The sequence below is a fragment of the Komagataeibacter kakiaceti JCM 25156 genome (assembly GCF_000613305.1).
On sequence record NZ_BAIO01000445.1, the window covers coordinates 1 to 1955 of the forward strand.

Below are 1955 nucleotides of genomic sequence, written 5' to 3' on the forward strand. Positions count from 1 at the left end.
TCAACCGCCCCGACATCATGCAGCGCCAGGGGCTGTACCCGCCGCGCCGGGGGCCAGCCCGCTGCTGGGGCTGGAAATCGCGGGGGAAGTGGTGGTCCATGGCCCGGATGTGCCTGCGGACGGTTTCCCGGCGCTGGGCGCGCGGGTGTGCGCGCTGGTCAATGGCGGGGGGTACGCGCAGTACTGCACCGTGCCGGTGGGGCAGTGCCTGCCGTGGCCGGTCGGGTTCGACGCACTCCATGCCGCCGCCCTGCCCGAGACGTTTTTTACCGTCTGGTCCAACCTGTTCATGACGGCGGGGCTGAAACCGGGGGAGCGCGTGCTGGTCCACGGCGGCACCAGCGGCATCGGCACCGTCGCCATCCAGCTTGTGCGTGAACTGGGGGGCACGGTCTACGCCACCGCCGGAACGGATGACAAATGCGCGCTGTGCACCGCGCTGGGGGCCAGCGCGGCCATCAATTACCAGACCGAGGACTTTCCCCAGCGCATCAAGGAACTGACGCAGGGCGCGGGCGTAAATGTCATACTGGACATGATCGGCGCGTCATATCTGGAGGGAAACCTGCGTTCACTCGCACCGGAGGGACGGCTGGTCATCATCGCCCTTCAGGGCGGGGCCAGGGCCGATGGCGTCAATCTGGCCCGCATCATGACCCGCAGGCTGGTCGTGACCGGCACCACGCTGCGCCCGCGCGACAGCGCCTGGAAGGCGGAAATCGCCCGGCAACTGGAAGCCCGCGTGTGGCCCCTGCTCGCGCGCCGGGCCATTCGTCCACTCATCCATGCCACCTTCCCCTTTGCGCGGGTCGCCGATGCCCATACACTCATGGAAAACGGGTCGCATATGGGAAAAATCATGCTGGACCTCCAGCAGCCAACCACCGGTGTGACAGGACGATAGGAACGGATCTGGTGCTACTGAACGTCATTGAGCGTGGACCCGAGGAAAACGGACCCGACACGGCGGGCCGCCCGCCGGTGGTCCTGCTGCATGGCCTGTTCGGCCGGGCGCGCAACCTTGGCTTTTTCCAGCGCCGCCTGGCCCGCACGCGGCGTACGCTGGCCATCGACCTGCGCAACCATGGCGACAGCCCGCATGGCCTTATGGATTACAACGCCATGGCGGGCGACCTGCTGGAAACGCTGGGCCACCACAACGCCCTGCCCGCCACCCTTGTCGGCCATTCCATGGGGGGCAAGGTAGCCATGACGCTGGCGCTGACCCGGCCGGGCATGGTGCACAGCCTGCTGGTGGCCGACATTCCGCCCGCGCGCACGGGGCACGGGCAGTTCGGGCTGGCCGAGCAGATGCTGCGCGTCACCTTCCCGCCCTTCCTGAACCGCGCGGGGGCGGACACGCTGCTGCAGCACTACATTCCCAATAGCGATGTGCGGGCGCTCATGCTCCAGAACATCCGCATCGGGGAAGATCCGGGCTGGACCATCGGGCTGCGCGAGATCGTGGACTCCCTGTCCAACGTGGAAAGCTGGCCCTACATGCCTGAAGGCTATACCTATCCCGGCCCCACGCTGTTCCTGGCGGGAGAGAATTCGCCCTATATCCGGCCCGAGCATTATGGCATCATGCGCAGGCTGTTTCCGTGCTACCGGCTGGAACTGATCGAACGGGCGGGACACTGGCTGCATGTCGAAAACCCACAGCGATTTGCGCAATTACTGGAAAATTTCACAGAAAGTTACTGAACGGCCTTCCGTTACAGATCCGGTCCTTGACAACCTCCCCCCCTGCGTCAGTTATGCTGGCGATATAACAGGCCCGGCAGGCACGCGGCCCCCACAACAGACCAGCATGGCGGAGACCCGTAGCCTTTCATGACGGCGACACTCAGTCCCTCCTCCCGGTGGCGCAACGCCGTGGAGCCCGTACTGATCCCACATGGCTCAGGGGTGGCCGACACCCAGCCGCCTTCCGCCGCGCGCGAATCCTTCCA

The 1955-nt window shown here is 66.0% G+C and carries 2 protein-coding genes and 1 pseudogene; 2 read left to right on the forward strand and 1 reads right to left on the reverse strand.

Annotation, left to right across the window (positions count from 1 at the left end; all coding sequences use genetic code 11):
• Both JCM25156_RS25010 and JCM25156_RS15075 read left to right on the forward strand, forming a co-directional pair.
• Positions 1-904: pseudogene (locus tag JCM25156_RS25010) on the forward strand (NAD(P)H-quinone oxidoreductase); the annotation flags it as partial.
• Positions 905-915: 11 nt separating this feature from the next.
• Positions 916-1707 carry an alpha/beta fold hydrolase gene (locus JCM25156_RS15075; protein WP_025813731.1) on the forward strand — a complete coding sequence of 264 codons (792 nt, stop codon included), beginning with the start codon at positions 916-918 and terminating at the stop codon, positions 1705-1707.
• Positions 1708-1754: 47 nt separating this feature from the next.
• Here the strand turns inward: JCM25156_RS15075 and JCM25156_RS29520 are convergent.
• The coding region (locus JCM25156_RS29520; RefSeq protein WP_206777871.1) for a hypothetical protein at positions 1755-1955 on the reverse strand (201 nt) is incomplete at its 5' end.